General features: G+C 50.4%; 19 protein-coding genes. 18 read left to right on the forward strand and 1 reads right to left on the reverse strand.

Annotation, left to right across the window (positions count from 1 at the left end; translation table 11 throughout):
* Positions 1 to 147: 147 nt before the first annotated feature.
* The gene (pilB, locus tag NFG57_RS08460) at positions 148 to 1953 is read right to left on the reverse strand and encodes a type IV-A pilus assembly ATPase PilB (protein ID WP_348815911.1); all 1806 of its coding nucleotides are present in this window, start codon (positions 1951 to 1953) and stop codon (positions 148 to 150) included.
* A 377-nt stretch (positions 1954 to 2330) separates the two neighbouring features.
* On the opposite strand from pilB, the gene NFG57_RS08465 reads away from it, so the two are divergent.
* The 18 genes from NFG57_RS08465 (at position 2331) to NFG57_RS08550 (ending at position 17203) form a co-directional block, all read left to right on the forward strand.
* Complete coding sequence (locus tag NFG57_RS08465; RefSeq protein WP_348815912.1) at positions 2331 to 2765, forward strand: prepilin-type N-terminal cleavage/methylation domain-containing protein; 435 nt, start codon at positions 2331 to 2333, stop codon at positions 2763 to 2765.
* 96 nt (positions 2766 to 2861) lie between these two features.
* A complete protein-coding gene (locus NFG57_RS08470) occupies positions 2862 to 4220 on the forward strand; it encodes an MBL fold metallo-hydrolase (protein ID WP_348815913.1) in 1359 nt (452 codons plus the stop codon).
* A gap of 96 nt (positions 4221 to 4316) precedes the next feature.
* Complete coding sequence (locus NFG57_RS08475) at positions 4317 to 5591, forward strand: oligosaccharide flippase family protein (RefSeq protein WP_348815914.1); 1275 nt, start codon at positions 4317 to 4319, stop codon at positions 5589 to 5591.
* 64 nt (positions 5592 to 5655) lie between these two features.
* Complete coding sequence (gene pseB / locus NFG57_RS08480) at positions 5656 to 6654, forward strand: UDP-N-acetylglucosamine 4,6-dehydratase (inverting) (RefSeq protein WP_348815915.1); 999 nt, start codon at positions 5656 to 5658, stop codon at positions 6652 to 6654.
* On the forward strand, positions 6654 to 7817 hold the full coding sequence (pseC, locus tag NFG57_RS08485; RefSeq protein ID WP_348815916.1) for a UDP-4-amino-4,6-dideoxy-N-acetyl-beta-L-altrosamine transaminase: 1164 nt from the start codon (positions 6654 to 6656) through the stop codon (positions 7815 to 7817). The genes pseB and pseC overlap by 1 nt, the downstream gene beginning before the upstream one ends.
* Before the next feature lie 5 nt (positions 7818 to 7822).
* Positions 7823 to 8527, forward strand: a complete 705-nt coding sequence (gene pseF / locus NFG57_RS08490) for a pseudaminic acid cytidylyltransferase (RefSeq protein WP_348816164.1) — start codon at positions 7823 to 7825, stop codon at positions 8525 to 8527.
* Entirely contained in the window at positions 8524 to 9660 is a 1137-nt protein-coding gene (gene pseG, locus NFG57_RS08495; protein WP_348815917.1) for a UDP-2,4-diacetamido-2,4,6-trideoxy-beta-L-altropyranose hydrolase, read from the forward strand. The genes pseF and pseG overlap by 4 nt, the downstream gene beginning before the upstream one ends.
* Positions 9657 to 10178: a UDP-4-amino-4,6-dideoxy-N-acetyl-beta-L-altrosamine N-acetyltransferase gene (gene pseH / locus NFG57_RS08500; RefSeq protein WP_348815918.1), complete on the forward strand. Its 522-nt coding sequence runs from the start codon at positions 9657 to 9659 to the stop codon at positions 10176 to 10178. Before pseG ends, pseH begins: the two co-directional genes overlap by 4 nt.
* Before the next feature lie 6 nt (positions 10179 to 10184).
* A complete protein-coding gene (gene pseI, locus NFG57_RS08505; RefSeq protein WP_348815919.1) occupies positions 10185 to 11237 on the forward strand; it encodes a pseudaminic acid synthase in 1053 nt (350 codons plus the stop codon).
* Positions 11238 to 11592: 355 nt separating this feature from the next.
* Positions 11593 to 12639: a polysialyltransferase family glycosyltransferase gene (locus tag NFG57_RS08510; protein ID WP_348815920.1), complete on the forward strand. Its 1047-nt coding sequence runs from the start codon at positions 11593 to 11595 to the stop codon at positions 12637 to 12639.
* Between the two features lies 1 nt (position 12640).
* Positions 12641 to 13864, forward strand: a complete 1224-nt coding sequence (locus NFG57_RS08515; RefSeq protein ID WP_348815921.1) for an O-antigen ligase family protein — start codon at positions 12641 to 12643, stop codon at positions 13862 to 13864.
* A gap of 169 nt (positions 13865 to 14033) precedes the next feature.
* Positions 14034 to 14165, forward strand: coding sequence for a DUF1153 domain-containing protein (locus NFG57_RS08520; protein WP_348815922.1), 132 nt, complete (start codon positions 14034 to 14036; stop codon positions 14163 to 14165).
* 27 nt (positions 14166 to 14192) lie between these two features.
* Positions 14193 to 14339 (forward strand): hypothetical protein, encoded by a 147-nt coding sequence (locus tag NFG57_RS08525; protein ID WP_348815923.1) that lies wholly within the window; start codon positions 14193 to 14195, stop codon positions 14337 to 14339.
* A gap of 35 nt (positions 14340 to 14374) precedes the next feature.
* Positions 14375 to 14683, forward strand: a complete 309-nt coding sequence (locus NFG57_RS08530) for a hypothetical protein (protein ID WP_348815924.1) — start codon at positions 14375 to 14377, stop codon at positions 14681 to 14683.
* Between the two features lie 53 nt (positions 14684 to 14736).
* Positions 14737 to 15048, forward strand: a complete 312-nt coding sequence (locus tag NFG57_RS08535; protein ID WP_045995248.1) for a DUF1153 domain-containing protein — start codon at positions 14737 to 14739, stop codon at positions 15046 to 15048.
* Positions 15049 to 15053: 5 nt separating this feature from the next.
* Positions 15054 to 15863, forward strand: a complete 810-nt coding sequence (locus NFG57_RS08540) for an IS3 family transposase (RefSeq protein WP_348816165.1) — start codon at positions 15054 to 15056, stop codon at positions 15861 to 15863.
* A 41-nt stretch (positions 15864 to 15904) separates the two neighbouring features.
* Entirely contained in the window at positions 15905 to 16363 is a 459-nt protein-coding gene (locus NFG57_RS08545; RefSeq protein ID WP_348815925.1) for an integrase core domain-containing protein, read from the forward strand.
* Between the two features lie 87 nt (positions 16364 to 16450).
* Entirely contained in the window at positions 16451 to 17203 is a 753-nt protein-coding gene (locus NFG57_RS08550) for a WecB/TagA/CpsF family glycosyltransferase (protein ID WP_348815926.1), read from the forward strand.

Here is a 17203-nt window from a genome sequence, read left to right on the forward strand (position 1 = left end):
GCCCGGGGGGCCTAGGAGGCGAGGCCGGCGAGGACGACGACATGGACGAAGAGGCAGGCGGAGCCGTAGAAGGCGAGCGATGACGAAAGGGCACGTGTCGGTGGACTCAAATGGTGGAGGTAAGGGCGGCGGTTTCATGCGGAGGTCTCATGCGGCGGTGATGCGGCAGACCTCGGCCAGACTGGTCACGCCTTCGAGCACCCGGTTAAGGCCGCTGCGACGAAGATTCGGGTAGCCCTGGGCGCGGGCCAGGGCGTCGAAGTCATCGGCGCTGCCCCCTTCCAGGATCAGCCGGCGCATGTGTTGGTCCACGGGCACCACCTCAAATAGCCCGACCCGCCCCTTGTAGCCCTGGGTGCAGTGACGACAGCCCACGGCCTCATACAGCTGGGCGCTGTCGGCCTCGGCCTGGTTCAGGCCCCGCTGCACTAGTACCTCGGCAGGAAGGGTGACCGGGGATCGACACTGGCTGCACAGGCGCCTCGCCAGGCGTTGGGCCACGATCAAGCTGACCGCACTGGCGATATTGAAGGCTTCGATGCCCATGTTCGAAAGCCGTGACAGGGTATCGGCGGCGGAATTGGTGTGCAGCGTGGACAGCACCAGGTGGCCGGTCTGGGCGGCCTTGATCGCGATCTCGGCGGTTTCCCGGTCGCGCACCTCGCCGACCATCACCACGTCTGGGTCCTGGCGCAGAAAGGCGCGCAGTGCATTGGCGAAATCCAGGCCAATGCGGGGCGCCACATTGACCTGATTGATCCCGGACAGCTTGATCTCCACCGGGTCCTCGGCGGTACAGATATTGCGCTCGACAGCGTTGAGCTGGTGGATGCCGGTGTACAGCGTCACCGTCTTGCCGCTGCCGGTGGGACCGGTGACCAGAATCATCCCCTGGGGACTTGCCAGGGCAGCCTCGAACAGCCGGCGCTGGTCCGGTGAAAAGCCGAGCTGCTCGATACCCAGGCGTGCCGACCTGGAGCCCAGCAGTCTAAGCACGATCTTCTCGCCGTAGACGGTAGGCAGCGAGTTGACCCTAAAGTCGATGTCCTCGCCATCGTCGAGCTGGACCTTGATGGTGCCGTCCTGGGGCAGGCGGCGTTCCGAGATGTCCATCCGCGCCATCACCTTAAGGCGCGAGGCGATGCGACCGCGAAGGTTAAGCGGCGGCTGGGCCACCTCGTGGAGTAGGCCATCGATGCGAAAGCGCACCCGAAAGGACTCCTCGAAGGGCTCGAAGTGGATGTCAGAGGCACGCTTTCTTACCGCGTCACGCAGGATGGTATTGACGAACTTCACCACCGGCGCGTCATCGGCCTGGTCGTTCAGACTGGAGCTGAGCCCGGAACCCAGCCCGGCATGGAGCTCCTCGTCTAGATCTGCATCCTGTTCAGTGTCGAAAGCCACGCCTTGGCCAGAAGCCAGATCCGATTGCCGTGACGGATGTATCTTCCCCGACCGTTCGTCGGCGCCCGCACTGTTTGCGCCTGAGGCACCAAGCGCGCCCAGAGCGACGGCGATGGCGCCATCATCGGGGCGATCGGCACCCAGGTAGGCGTCGAGCAGCATTCTAATCTGATCCAGCGGCGCCAGAGCCGGCTTCAAGCTCTTGCCGGTGACGAACTGCAGCTCACCCAGGCGAGCAAGAGTAGAAGGGTAGGGTACCGCCACGTGCAATTGATGATCATCGAGGCTAAGTGGCAGCACCGAATGCTCGCGCAACAGGGCTTCGGGGAAGTAAGAGAGCGCCGGCAGTTCGCTCGGTTCCAGCTCCTGTAGATCGACAAACGGCAGATCGTATTCTTCTGCCGCTGCTCGGGTCGCCGGCCCTACGCTCACCAGTTCATGCTCCACCAGGTAGCGCAACAGCGTGCTGTGGCGGTCCTGGGCCTCCCGCTCGGCCCGCAGCGCCGCCGGAGGACTCAATAACCCCTGTGACACCAGCCGTTGGGCCAATCCATTGTTTGGCCCCTTCGGCAAGCCGTTTCCGAACCCCTGGTCAAATGGCACAGCACCCTCCCTGGAAGTGGGCCCCATGATGGGCCCGATCACTCCCGTCGGCGACATCCTGAATCTAGCCGTCAGTCTACCCCGCGATAGAACGCCCATAGAGGCCGCACAGGCGGTTTTGTTATCCGAACCCGAATCGGCGTCAAGGTTTGGTCGTATAGCCCTCAGAGGCGCTCGCAGCGCCAAGTAAGATGCTCCGAACGCGGTAGGGCGGGGTTACGGGGGGTGATGGCCTCGCTCAGCGCCATTTTCGCCAAGCCGCGCCACCGGTCAGGAAGTGCACCACCGTGAAACGGCAAAAAAGCCAACAGGGAGCATCAAACATGGAAGACAGCAAAAGCAGTACCAGTACCAGTACCAGTCATTCAGAGCAGAGCGGTACCGTGATACCGGCAGGGCAGGGCGGCTTTACCCTGATAGAGCTGTTGGTGGTGGTGGCCATCATCGGGCTGCTGTCAGCCATCGCCATACCGCAGTACACCAACTTTCAGAAGCGTGCCGCGGTGAATGCCTGCAAGGAAGAGCTGGCGGCGGCCAGGACGGCGTTGGCGGTTGATGGCACCTTTGATGAAGCCTCGCCCGACATGGCTAATGCGTACGCGTGGTCTGCATGTCTGGATTCAAGTATTGCCTATACCGCTCCCACCACAACGGAAGAAGGTTCGCTCCTGGGCTGGCCATCCCCGAGCCAATTCGCGGTAGCAGAGAATGCCGCCACACTCGTCCTGCCAAAGGTGATTGATATCGATAGTCCTTGAGACCAGGCGGGGAAGCTCCAATCGCGTGTTCTCAAGCGCCCGGTAGCGGGCGTCGGGGCTTGTCACCCTGATTCAGGCAACAAGGAGCAGGTTCCATTGGAATATCCGTCCATAGTCCACCACGGTGGCGCCGATGGCGTCACCGGAAGCTGCCACCGGCTACAGATTTCTCCTGACCATGCCATCCTCATCGATTGCGGGCTATTTCAGGGAGAGGACCTCAAGGGCCAGTCCAGCTTCGAGCGACACCAGATCGAATTTCCGATCGACGACGTCATCGCCCTGGTGGTGACTCACGTACATATCGACCATATCGGTCGCCTGCCCTACCTGAAGGCAGCAGGGTTCAAGGGCCCCATCATCTGTACCCCGCCGAGTGCGCGGCTGCTGCCGCTGGTGATCGAGGATGCCCTTAAAATCGGCTTTACCCGTGACCGCAGGCTAATCGGGCGGTTTCTTGATACCGTTCAAATGCATCTTGATCCAAGTCCCTATGGCGCTTGGAAAAGCTTGCTGAACGATGAGCGTTACAAGGTCAAGGTGCGTCTACAGAACGCGGGGCATATACTCGGTTCAGCATACGTCGAAATTGATGTTGAGGACGAGCGCGCGAGTCTGGATAATCGCTACGTCTTCTCGGGGGACCTTGGGCCGCCCGACACTCCGCTATTGCCGGATCCCACACCATTGGAGCGGGCAGACGTGCTGGTGCTCGAGAGCACCTACGGCGATAGAAGGCATGAAGGTCGCAGGACGCGGCGCGCACAGCTCAAGGAAATGATTTATCGTGCACAGCGCGAGGGCGGTAGCGTGGTCATTCCAGCCTTCAGCATCGGCCGCACCCAGGAGCTGCTCTACGAAATCGAAACCCTCTTGCACGAGCGACAGGAAGGAGAGAAAGGCGAGCGCCCCCTGATCATTGTCGATTCCCCGCTGGCTGCCCGCTTCACCGAAGTATACCGAGACCTCAAGCCCTGGTGGGACACCGAAGCCAAGGCACGGCTCGACCAGGGCCGCCATCCCCTCAGCTTCGATGGCCTCGTCACCGTAGACAGCCACGACGACCATCTCGCCATGGTCGAGCACCTCGCCACCACCAACACCTGGGCCATCGTCATCGCCGCAAGCGGCATGGCCACAGGGGGCAGGGTGGTCAACTACTTGAAGCGACTCCTTCCTGATCCTCGCCACACCGTATTGTTTGTTGGATACCAGGCAGAGGGCACGCCAGGAAGGCAGATTCAGCGAGCGAAAAGTGGAAGCGAAGTTGTTCTTGACCGGGAGAGCGTGCTGGTGAGTGCCTACGTCAAGAGTATTTCGGGATTTTCCGCACATGCTGACCAGCAGGGTTTGGTTCAGTTTGTTTGTGGGGCAGAGAATAGGATTGGCCAAATTAGATTGGTGCACGGAAGTTCAGCAGCCCAAGAAAGTCTACGAAAACATTTGAAGCGCTAGATTTATTGCTAAAGGTTTCTAATCTTATGGACCGGGATTCTTAGCTTAAAATAGCGGCATAGTCTTTTCTTTTTCTGAAAATATAAGTGGGCCAGTATGCCTAGCGGATCAAACCTATTCTCAACCACCGTCTTTATACGGTTGGTGAATATTGGGCTACGAGGCAGCTCGCTTCTTGCAAAATTTCTCTTAATCTTTCTTATTGCTTATTATCTTGCTCCAAAAGAAGTGGCAATATATGGCCTATTGGTCGCTACAATATCGTATTCTATCTATGTAATTGGTTTCGATTTTTACGTATATACCACGCGAGAGCTTTTAGGTAGTAGATCCGATGAGTGGCTAAGATTGCTCCGTGATCAAAGTGTTTTCACGGTAATCGTCTACAGTATTATTCTCCCGCTGTTGTTTTTTTTGTTTATTGCAGATCTTTTGCCGTGGAAGGTTGCTCCATGGTTTTTTGTCTTGCTTGTGTTCGAACACTTAGCTCAGGAATTAAATCGATTGTTAGTCGCGATGTCGCGGCAGTTGTATGCGAGCATAGCCCACTTTCTGCGTTCTGGCGTTTGGGTGTTGGTTGTAGCAGTAATTTTCTGGTTGTATCCAAAGTTTCGCACCCTTGAAGTGCTGCTAATGGCGTGGGCGGTAGGTGGGGCACTCGCATGTAGCATGGGATTTGTGGCAATCGCCAGACTGGATCGAGCCTGCTTAAAGAATTCAATTGATTGGAGGTGGTTGGCTCAAGGTGTCAAAGTTGCCTTGCCCCTGCTTTTTGCAACGCTGGCAATACGAGCACTGTTTACGGTTGACCGTTACTGGTTGGAGGCAGTGGGCGGAGAAGAAGCACTTGCAGCTTATGTATTGTTTGCTGGGGTTGCTAATGCTGTGACGTCATTTTTAGATGCAGGCGTGTTTGTTTTCTTGTATCCGAAAATCGTAAGAGCTTTCCAAATAAAAGATTTGACGATGTTTGAGTCTGGAATGAAAAGTCTTTTTCGCCAGACGGTTATTGTTGCGTTGATGATGTGCGTGGCGGCCGCAGTGTTGATTCATCCGGTTTTAATGGTCTTAGGAAAGGAAGTGTATTTTAATCATGTGGGGATGCTCTACTTTTTGCTTTTTGCCACGTTTCTATTTGCAGTAAGCATGATTCCCCATTACGGGCTTTATGCTATGGGAAACGACAAGTCTATTATATGTAGCAATGTCGTTTCCGTCTTTGTATTCTTGGGGCTTGGCTTTATGCTTACAGAGACTTTTCCCGTCCTAGGGATTCCGGTCTCCCTCTGTGGTTCGTTTTTCGCTATGCTGGTACTAAAGGCCTTTTTCTATTACCGGTTAAAAAGACTGATGACTGTACGCTTTGGCTGAAAATGCGTTGCTAGGTTGAAATATAAAAAATCACTTTTTGATGGAACCAATAGAGTAAATTGCTATGTTCGATAATTCTTCAATTCTTGTGACAGGCGGAACTGGATCTTTTGGGCATACCTTTATCCCAATGCTTCTAGAGCGCTATAATCCCAAGCGCGTGATTATCTTTTCTCGTGATGAGATGAAGCAGTGGGAGATGGCCAAGAAATTCGAAGGTGACCCACGGGTGCGTTTCTTTATAGGGGATGTGCGAGATAGAGATCGTATTTATCGTGCACTAGATGGTGTCGACTATGTTGTGCATGCTGCCGCGACCAAGATTGTACCCACGGCTGAGTATAACCCATTTGAATGTGTGAAAACAAATGTCCAAGGTGCAATGAACCTGATTGATGCCTGTATCGATAAGGGCGTGAAAAAGGTGGTGGCACTATCTACAGATAAGGCAAGTAGTCCAATCAATCTCTATGGTGCGACTAAACTAACGTCAGATAAATTGTTTGTGGCCGGAAACTCATATGCTGGTGGACATAGTACCCGATTTGCAGTAGTAAGGTACGGGAACGTAATGGGTTCGCGGGGATCTGTGATTCCTTTCTTTATGTCGATTAGGGATAAGGGGGAGTTGCCTATCACCGACGAGCGCATGACTAGGTTTATGATTTCGCTCGAACAGGGCGTGGAGCTGGTCTGGCACGCGTTTGATGATATGGAAGGTGGTGAAATCTATGTGAAAAAAATTCCGTCAATGAGAGTTACCGATCTAGCGCGAGTTGTTGCCCCGGGTGCCAAGCAAAAAGTGGTGGGTATTCGGCCTGGGGAGAAATTGCATGAACAAATGATTGGTGCGGAGGATGCTTATTATACATATGAGTATCCCGAGCATTATAAAATTCTTCCGGCTATTAACAGCTGGGACATGGATGCTAACCGTATAAAAGATGGGAAACGAGTCCCTGAGGGATTCGTGTATGCAAGTGATAATAATGAAGAGTGGATGGCTGAGGAAGAGCTTCAGTCTTGGATTAACAATAATTGGGAAAAAATCGGAGCAATTTGATGATACCGTACGGGCGCCAAGATATCCGGCAGGATGATATAGATGCAGTGCGCGAAGTACTGCAATCAGATTTCTTGACTCAAGGGCCTATGGTCCCAAAGTTCGAGAATTTGCTCTCGGAAAAAGTTGGTGCCCGCTATGCTTTGGCGGTAAATAGTGCTACTTCTGCCTTGCATATTGCATGTATGTCATTGGGGCTGAGAGAAGGCGATTGGCTTTGGACTTCGCCCATCACTTTTGTCGCATCGGCAAATTGTGGTCTATATTGTAACGCTAGAGTGGATTTTGTAGATATTGATCCTAAGACATATAATATTTGTCCATTGGCTCTAGAAAAAAAACTGCAAAAAGCAGAGCTTTCCGGCTGCCTTCCGAAAGTCGTTGTGGCTGTTCATTTGTGCGGACAGCCATGTGACATGAAAGCTATCTACAGCCTGAGTCAAAGATATGGGTTCAAGGTGGTTGAAGATGCATCGCATGCCGTTGGTGGCCGGTATAAAGACGAGGAAATAGGAAGCTGCAAGTACTGCGATATTACTGTGTTCAGTTTTCACCCAGTCAAAATCATCACTACTGCAGAAGGTGGGATGGCCCTGACGAATAATGATAAACTTGCGGAGCGAATGAGCCTTCTGCGTAGCCATGGCGTGACCCGTGATCCTAAACTGATGACGCATGAAGCCGATGGTCCTTGGTACTACCAGCAAGTCGACTTAGGCTTTAACTATAGGATGACGGAGTTACAGGCGGCTTTAGGAGTGACACAGTTAGAGCGACTAGATTCCTATGTGGCGGCACGGCATTCACTAGCGGTTCGTTATGACCGATTGCTTTCTGCACTGCCTCTGACCACGCCCTGGCAGCACCCTGACAGCTATTCTGGGCGCCATCTCTACGTCATCCGACTGGAACTTGCGTCGATTAACAAGAGTCAACGGCAGGTTTTCGAGACGATGCGGGCGTTGGGTATAGGCGTTAATATCCACTATATCCCGGTGCACACCCAGCCCTATTATCAGGGACTCGGGTTTAAGTCAGGTGACTTTCCGGAAGCTGAGCGCTATTACGCTGAAGCCATTAGTCTGCCCCTGTACCCGACGATGACAGAAACCCAGCAGGATGAGGTGGTCGAGGCTTTGCGGCGGGCGCTTGAGGAGGCTTGAGTGATATGACGCAGTGCATAGCGGTACTTCCCGCTCGTGGCGGCAGCAAGCGTATTCCGCGAAAGAACATTCGTGAGTTCGCAGGAAAGCCTATGATTGCCTGGTCAATTGAGGCTGCCCTCAAGAGCGGGTGCTTCGATCGAGTGATTGTGTCCACTGATGATGACGAGATCGCCGAGGTGGCCGTAGCATGGGGGGCTGAGACTCCCTTTCGACGGCCTGCATTCCTCTCTGACGATCACAGCGGTACTATTCCAGTCATTGCTCATGCAATTGACTGGCTGGGGGAAGAGGAAAGGGTGAGACCAGAGGCGGTGTGTTGTCTCTACGCCACGGCACCATTTGTGAAAGCAAGGGACTTGCATAGGGGCTTCATGGCACTGAAAAGCGAAGACGCTGACTATGCCTTCTCTGTAACCAGCTACGCCTTTCCGGTTCAGCGGGCTTTGAGAATTGATAAGGATGGCTACGTAGCCATGTTCCAGCCTGAGCATTTCCTCACACGCTCTCAAGACTTAGAGGAGGCTTACCACGACGCTGGCCAGTTTTACTGGGGGCGAGCAGCTGCATGGTGCGCTGGCACGCCAATCTTCTCTGAAAGGGCTCGGCCGGTATTTCTGCCGAGACATCATGTGCAAGATATCGATACCCAGGAAGACTGGGAGCGAGCTGAGTGGCTATTCCGTGCCATGTTGGCGGAAGATGCATGACAGCATCCACTCAGAAGGTACACATTGTTGCTTTTCGCGTTGATGCCTCGCTCGAAATTGGCACTGGGCACGTAATGCGCTGTCTGACGGTCGCCAAGACTCTCCAGTCCGCTGGTGCGCAATGCTATTTCTTGAGTCGCGAACACTTAGGACATCTCTGTGATCTAATTGAGGAGCATGGTTTTTTTACGTATCGCCTCCCCACACCCGGCCTAACTGATAGAGCCACGACTAGCGGCAGGGAGGGGCCAACTCATGCAAGATGGTTGGGCACTACATGGGAGCAGGATGCCGTGCATTGTCGATCCATTTTGACGGAGTTATCTCCAGATTGGCTGGTAGTTGATCACTATGCACTAGACGTGCGCTGGGAAGCTGCTGTGCTCCCGTTACAATCACGTCTCTTCATCATCGATGATCTAGCTGACCGGCCTCATTGCGCCGACCTTTTATTGGATCAGAACTTGGGGCGTCGTGCTGCGGACTACTCCAGACTACTAATGAAAGACTGTCAATTACTTGTCGGACCAGCGTTTGCGCTTCTGCGATCCGAATTTTCAGAGCTTCGTAAGTTTAGCCTTGCTCGGCGGAACAGGGAAACTCGCCTCAAACGCCTATTGATAACTATGGGGGGGGTCGACAAGGACAATGTGACCGGTTTAGTAATTGACGCTTTGAAGTTTTGCAAGCTGCCAGATGATATCGAAATTACAGTGGTATTGGGCGCCACCGCACCTTGGTTGAAAGAAGTGAATGCCAGTGCAGATCAACTACCTTGGTCAATAAATGTAGTAAGCAACGTGCCAGATATGGCAAGACGCATGGCTGAAGCGGATCTCGCCATCGGTGCCGCTGGCAGTACATCTTGGGAGCGATGTTGCTTGGGTCTGCCCACTTTAATGCTTGTATTAGCTGAAAATCAGCGCCCTATAGCCCGGGCTTTGAATGCTGCTGGGGCGGCAATTAGCCTGAGTACTACAGATCGTCTATTCTATGAGCTGCCTGATTGTCTATATAAGGTGCAGGCACCCGGCGTCCTGTCGAAAATGAGTAGCTTATCAGCTAAGCTTACGGATGGAGAGGGCGTGAAGAAGCTTTTTCACATCATGCAGCAGGAGAATTCGTTGACATGAAATCGCTTTTAGTTCATTTGCGTCCAATAGAGGAGGCCGATTTAGCTAAAGTTCGTCGATGGCGTAATCATCCTGAAGTAAGCCGGTATATGTACACCCAGCACGAGGTCAGTCAGGCAGAACATTTGGCTTGGTTCCAAAGGTCTCAGGAAGACCCGTTTAGGCACCTTTTAGTGTGTGAATATGGGGGGGAATCTTTTGGCTTCGTGAATATCCATCTTGAGAACCCTGACGCGCAGCGTGCGACATGGGGTTTCTATCTCGATCCCCTTTCACCTAGAGGAAGAGGGCAGGCGATGGGTCACGCAGCTTTAGTATATGCTTTCGAAGAGCTGAAGCTTCACAAACTGTGTGGCGAAGCACTAGCTTACAACGAGCGCTCGCTGAAATTTCATAGAAGTTTAGGGTTCACTCGTGAATCTCACCTTCGCGATCATCATTTCGATGGTCAGTACTATCATGATGTCATTGGCTTCGGCTTGCTCCGCAGCGAATGGCTAGCCCATCGAGGAGCTTGACTAGACATGACGCTACCCAATATCGAGATAGCGGGTCGTAGAATCGCAGCCGATCAACCACCCTATATCATCGCCGAACTCTCTGCTAACCATAATGGCAAGCTTGAAACGGCTATGCGTATAATCGAAGAGGCTGCCTCGGCCGGGGCAGATGCAATTAAGCTCCAGACATACCGTCCTGAGACCATTACTCTTGACTGTGATAGCGATGACTTCAAAATAAGTGATGGATTGTGGGCTGGGCGTACCCTTTATGAGCTTTACCAAGAAGCGCACATGCCCTGGGAATGGCATCATCCACTCTTCGAATATGCCAAGAAGCTCGGTATCACAATTTTCAGTTCGCCGTTTGATAACACCGCAGTAGATCTTCTTGAAGACCTTGGGGCTCCCGCCTACAAAATTGCCTCTTTTGAAGCTGTGGACCTTCCTTTGATTGAGTACGTAGCCAGAACAGGCAAACCAATGATTATATCAACTGGGATGGCTGACTGCGACGAAATCCAAGAGGCAGTTGATGCCGCCCGCGGTGCCGGGTGCCAACAGTTGGCTATTCTTCAGTGTGTCAGTGGTTATCCGGCTCCGTCCGAAGACTATAATCTGCACACCATAACCGATATGATGGGGCGTTTTGGGCTGGTCACAGGGCTTTCCGACCATACTCTCGACAACACTACTGCAATTGCCAGCGTAGCACTCGGTGCTAATTTGATTGAAAAGCATTTTACGTTAGATCGAAATGGTGGAGGGCCCGATGATAGCTTTTCACTCGAGCCTGCGGAGTTGGAGAAATTGTGCGTTGACACTAAGACCGCTTGGCATGCTCTTGGTAAAGTAAATTATGGTCGAAAATCCAGTGAACATGGGAATGCGAAGTTTCGAAGGTCGCTTTACTTCGTCAAAGATATGAAGGCAGGAGAGCGAATTGATGAGAGCGCAGTCCGAAGCGTTCGTCCCGGATACGGTGTTGCTCCAAAGTTTTTGACTGATGTTTTGGGTAAGAAACTTAAAAATGATATTTCTAAAAATCAGCCGGTTCGCTTCGATGATTTAGCATGATAGGCATTGGGGGGTTGAATGTTATGTGTGGTTGTGGTGCCTCGCTTAGTCCGTTGACGAGAGGAAGCTATCTTTCCTTGGTTCATAGAATAACTGTAGTGTCTCGGATGATCGCATAGCCCGGTGTCCACATTTGTTGGGCAAAATCACCCCCAAAAACGACTGGGATATCGGACGCCGACACAGGTGTTCCTAGGGTGTATTCGGGAGTCGTGGATACCGCAAGTGCTGCGCTTATTGCTTGAAATCAAGGGAAAAAGTCAGCCCATAATTGTTGAGTAAAGTTAATATGATTATTGGAAGAGACTTCTGGCCCTAGTCATAAAAGTCATGTTTATTTAGAGTTCAAGTAGTAGTGAAAAAATTTTATATTTTTGATATCATCACGACATTCCATTTGATAAGCGCCTTGGCTTTTTGTTTTTCTAAAGCTAATAGAGGTGATGTCGTAACAGCCTATTACGTTAAAGATATGGATAGTAAATACCAACTGTCCGACTTTGAGTTTGTTGATGAACAGGGGGTTTTTATTAGAATAAAGAAACAAGAAAAGCATACCGGAGTGTTAACAATTATAACGCCAATTTGGAGAAGGTTTAAAGCGTGTGGGGAACTTGATTTAACTGTCTATTTGGGGCATCACACCTACTATAAACCTTCAGTAACTCAGATGATAGAGGATTTTTATTTGTTACCGAGGTGTAACTTTAAGTCTTTTAGTTTTGAGGAGGGTATTGGAACTTACAACAGTTACGCGCAAGAAAGAGGAGTCGCTATTCGAGAAAAGAAAAGATTTTTTGCAGTAAAGTTTATTCTAAAAAAAATCCTTAAGTCGAAACTTTTTTTAGATTATGAGTGGGGGATTTTTTCGCGGAAAAATGGTGCCAGGCGCTATTATCAAAAATCCGTAGATGCTATTCTGAATTATTACTACCTTCCGCGAAAAAAAATAGAAGAAATTAACAATTTGATCAATATTAATATCTCCGATAGGGTTTTATACTTTACTAGTCCCTTTGTTCGTGTTGGTGTCATGTCAGATCATGAATATAGGTTGTTTTTTAAAGATGTCGTCGACTACTTTAAAAGGAGAGGTACACTCTTAGCTATAAAACCACACCCACTCGATAATTTCTGTTATTCTGAAGTTGCACCTGAAGCACTAGTTGTTGATATAGATATGCCTGCCGAGTTAATGATCAAAAAATTTAATATTACTAAGGTTGCAGGGATTAATTCGACGGCTCTTTTAACAGCGAGTCTAATTTTTAACTGTTCTTCCATAAACTTGGTGGAGCTTCTTCCTGAGAGTGTTAAGAAAAATATAGCTCTGGGGAATAATTTAGAAGAAATATTTGAAAGGGTTGTTATCAAAAGTGATGATTGGGATAAAATGCTATAAGTTGTCTTTTTCCTTTTTTGTGGCTGCATTGTCAGCTTTGTTACTTTACGTGTCTGGATTCTTAGAGTTAGCCACATATTTTGATCAAAGAAGTGCAAGGGCTTTAATGGTTAGTATGATCTGGTTGCTGTCCCTTGTTGTTTTTATTTATAATATTCGTAATATTAATGAGATATCACCGTTCCATATTATTTTTATTATTTTTACTGTTTATGCAACCCTAGTCGCGGTAGTAAGGGGGGGTACGGTTGATGCTATATCACCTCTTTTACGTCTTTCAACATATATGATGTTTTCATTGGTATTCTTTAATTTACTTAATAAAGAAGAAAAAAGAGTAATTGTAAAGCTTCAGGTGTTCTTCTTGGTATTTGCTTTATGCTGTATATGCCAAACTATATATGACTATATATTTGGGCGTAGTATTTTAATGAACGGGGCAAATAGATATTTTGGAAGTGTTGGTAGCCCTGTAGGCTTTGCTGCGATATGTTTTGTTAATCTCTGTGCGTCCTGTTACTTCTGGATTAATCTAAGAAAAAACAGCTGGTTGATAGTTTCAATATCTTTAGTTCTTGTTGTTTTTATGACTGCTACAAGAGCAACTTCAGTTGTTGGTATTTTTGTGTTGTTATTCGCTGTTTTTATTTATTTGAGGAAGCCCTATAAGATTGTTTTTTGTATTCTTACTCCGTTCTTTATAGTGCTTGTATATTATTTTTTTGATGTGTTTTTCAGGGTCGAAGATATTGGTGCTATAAGTAGACTGATGAAAACATTAGATGGAGATGCATTAGATAATTCTTCGTCTTTCAGGATGTTTATTCTAGACACTGTTTCTGATAACATAACTATTGATGAGCTTCTTTTTGGCAATGGATTGGGAAGCTTTAATTCTTGGTTTCTTGATAAAACAGGTATAAATGGTGTCGCACCACACTTTGAAGTTTTGTGGATTGTCTTCGAATTTGGCCTTGTTCCATTTGTTATTGTGTTTATATATTCTCTTTCCTTGTTATTGATATCTTTTTTAAACTACGTGGAGGGGGTAGTTCGCTCAGATAATTTTTTTATTATTTTGATGGCGTTGCTTATTCCTCAAGTTTTCTTACAGCTTTCCAACCCGTTTTATTTTTACCAGTTTGTTGTGCTATATTCATTGATTTCCTCACTGGCCCTGTCGAAATTAAATATAGAATGTTTCCGTATAATTAGGAGCAGGTGAGGTGACCTCCTCAAGACCTGCACAGCCTATAGCGCAGCCATCATGAGAACAGAATGAGTGACGGCCCCCTGGCCGCAAATTCTGAGTGCAACACCTGACTGAATCCGTAAGGCTGAAGTGATCCCCTCCATAGCTGCACAGGGTATAGTGCAGTCATCAGGAGGACAGGATGAGCGACAACAACTCCATCAAACGATGGACCGCGAAGCGCAAGGCCGCCGTGGTGATGGACATCTTCAAGGGCAAGACTACGACGGCTGAAGTTGCTCGCCAGTACGATCTCACTGTCTCTGAGATCTAGGGCTGGATCGATGAGGCCCAGCGCAGCATGGAAAACGGGGTTAAGGCCCGCCCCAAAGACATCCGTGAGCTGTATGAGTCCGAGCTCCGGGAGACCAAGGAGGCAATGGGCGAGGCCCATCTGCAGATCTATGCGATAAATAAATTCAAGCGCCTGCTCGACGAGAACTCGTAAGGTCGCTGCGGGCGCAACTGGCCGAGGAAGGCCATGTGGTATCGCTCATCAAGCTCTGCCGCTGGCTGGGATTCACCCGGCGCAGCCTGTATTACCGGCCCAAATCGCGGAAGCGTGCCATCAATGCCGTCTTGGCGGTGCGGGTGAAACTGGCCCTGGAGGGGTTCCTCTCCTATGGCTATCGCCGCCTGGCGTGCGTCTTAGGAGAGAACCGCAAGCCGATCCAGCGCATCCTGAAAATGAAAGGCTGGCAGGTACGCAAGCGGCCACAAGGCTTCCGACCGCGTGCCAGGAGCTTGCCGTCAGTCACGTCACGGCCAGATGACCGCTGGGCGACGGATTGAAGTGACCCCCTCCATAGCTGCACAGGGTATAGTGCAGTCATCAGGAGGACAGGATGAACGACGACAACCCCATCAAGCGATGGACCGCGAAGCGCAAAGCCGCGGTGGTCATGGACATCTTCAAGGGCAAGACCACCGTCGCTGAAGTGGCTCGCCAGTATGACCTCACCGTCTCCGAGGTCGAAGGCTGGATCGATGAGGCCCAACGCAACATGGAGAACGGGTTCAAAGCCCGCCCCAAGGACATCCGTGAGCAGTACGAGTCCGAGCTCCGGGAGACCAAGGAGGCACTGGGCGAAGCCCATCTGCAGATCTATGCACTAAAAAAATTCAAGCGCCTGCTCGACGAGGACGAGAACTCGTAAGGTCGCTGCAGGCGCAACTGGCCGAGGAAGGTCATGTGGTATCGCTCGTCAAGCTCTGCCGCTGGTTGGGACTCCCCCGGCGAAGCCTGTGTTACCGGCCCAAGCCGCGGCGCCGTGTGATCAATACCGAACTGGCTAGCAGGGTGAAGCTGACTCTGGAACGATTCCCTACCTATGGTTATCGTCGTCTGGCGTGCGTGTTGGGAGAGAACCGCAAGCCTATCCAACGCATCCTGCAGTTGAAGGGCTGGCAGGTGCGCAAACGACCCCAAGGCTTCCGGCCACGTGCCAGGAGCTTGCCGTCAGTCGCTTCAAGACCTGATGAGCGATGGGCAACTGATCTGACTCACGTGTGGTGTGGAAAGGATCGACGAGCCAGCTTGGCGGTGATTATCGACTGTTGCACTCGGGAGATCCTCGGCTGGCGATTATCGGACAATGGCAGTAGCAAGACCGCCGAGGCCGCGTTGGAAGAGGCCCTGGTGCATCGATTCGGCGCCTTGGGCCGAATTCATCAGCCCTTGGCACTGCGGTCCGATAACGGCCTGGTCTTCAGCAGTCGCCACTACACGGGCACGGTGAAGGCCTACGGACTCACCCAGGAGTTCACGACACCGTACACGCCGGAACAGAACGGGCTCGTAGAGCGCTTCTTCCGCTCCCTGAAGGAGGAGTGTATCTGGCTGCATCGGTTCGAGTCGCTGGGACAAGCCAGGGCAGTGATCAACCACTGGATCCGGTTCTACAACGAAGAACGGCCACATCAGTCTCTGGGCTATGTGGCACCCCGAGCACACCCTGCATTAGCTGCGTAGGGTGTGCAGAAACTAGGGGGTCATTACAGGATCTCACGCACGTGTGGTGTGGAAAGGATCGGCGAGCCAGCCTGGCGGTGATCATCGACTGCTGCACAAGAGAGATCCTCGGCTGGCGATTGTCGGACAACGGCAGTAGCAAGACCGCTGAGGCCGCTCTGGAGGAGGCGCTGATCTATCGACTGGGAGCGCTGGGGCGCGTTCAGCTACCGCTACGCTCCGACAAAGGTCTGGTCTTCAGCAGCCGGCACTACACGGGCACGGTGAAGGCCTATGGTCTCACCCAGGAGTTCACGACGCCGTATACACCGGAACAGAACGGACTCGTGGAGCGCTTCTTCCGATCCTTGAAAGAGGAGTGCATCTGGCAGCATCGCTTCGAGTCGCTGGGCCAAGCCAGAGTCGTGATCGATCGTTGGATCCGGTACTACAACGAAGAGCGACCACATCAGTCTCTGGACTATGTGGCACCCCGAGCGCACCTCGCATTAACTGGATGAGGTGTGCAGAAACCAGGGGGCATTACATACCAGTCTAAATATTAATTGATAGATCGCTTTGGTTTATAACGAGATCGGTTTGTCGTAGTGAATCACTTTAAAATATCTACTATGAGCAAAATAGAAAACATTTTTGAAAAAATTAAAAACTCAAACAGAGAAAGTTTAAACCCACCTGCAGAAGGGTTGATAACTTTTTTGAACAACTTTTCTTACCTAAAGGCTAGGGAGAATTTAGGGACTTACAGTGATTTTGATAGAATTTATTGTGATGGTTTCTTTTTGTGCTTGTTAATTAGAATAATTGGAGTTGAATGCAAAAGGGTAAGCTTCGATATGACGTCGCTGGCACCATTGGTTTTCGGCGATGCTGAACGGAAACGAAAAACCGTGTACTTAGTGGGGGGGGAGCCTGGAGTTGTTGAAAGAGCTAACCAAGTGCTTTCTCGCGAATTTCCTAGAATATTGGTGGTTGGTACCAGGCATGGTTATTTCAACGACAACTCAGAAAGAATGGAAGCTCTAAAAAATATATGCAGTATTAAACCAGACATTGTTGTAGTAGGCATGGGTGCAGTGATTCAAGAAGATTTTTTGAAATCGCTAAAAACATGTGGGTGGCGTGGTGCTGGTTATACTTGTGGTGGTTTTTTTCACCAAACTGCCAAGTCTGGAATCGAATATTACCCGAAATGGGTTGATAGGCTTAATTTAAGGTGGCTTTATAGAATAATAGACGAGCCTAAATTGTTTAAAAGATATTTTTTCTATTATCCACTTTCTCTAATTATGTTTTTTTATGACGTTTCTTTGTTCTCTTTCAAGAGTGGTGGTAAATAA

It is taken from the genome of Halomonas sp. H10-59 (genome assembly GCF_040070555.1).
GTDB classification, from domain to species: Bacteria; Pseudomonadota; Gammaproteobacteria; order Pseudomonadales; family Halomonadaceae; genus Halomonas; species Halomonas litopenaei.